This is a genomic window from Massilia sp. CT11-108 (assembly GCF_047302915.1).
Lineage (GTDB): Bacteria > Pseudomonadota > Gammaproteobacteria > Burkholderiales > Burkholderiaceae_D > Telluria > Telluria orientalis.
Map to the genome: position 1 here is coordinate 1 of NZ_JBKYMO010001324.1, position 375 is coordinate 375.

Genomic DNA, 375 nt, shown 5'->3' on the forward strand with positions numbered 1-375 from the left:
CGTGCGCGCAGCCTGGCCGAGGAGCGCGCCGCGATCGACGCCGAAGCGGCGGCTGCCGCCCTCGCGAACGCGCAGGCTTCGGAAGAGGCGATCGAGGCGAACCGCGACCGTATCGAAACCCTGCGTGCCGCCGCCAAGGCCGCCGCCGAGCGCCTGGAAGCGATCCGCCAGGAGACGGCGGGACTGCGCGCCCGCGTCGAATCGGACACGCAGATCCGCATCGCGGCCGAAGCCCGCACCCGCGCCGAGGACGATGCCCGCAAGCGCGCGGCGGAACAGGCGCGCATCGATACCGAGATCGCCGCCCGCGCCCAGCGTGACGCCGACGATCTCGCGATCCACGCCGAACAGGCGCGCCTGCAGGCGCGCCTGTTC

Annotated in this window: 1 pseudogene; it reads left to right on the forward strand. The window is 74.4% G+C overall.

What is annotated here, in order from left to right:
• Positions 1-375: pseudogene (locus tag ACEN88_RS34620) on the forward strand (hypothetical protein); the annotation flags it as partial.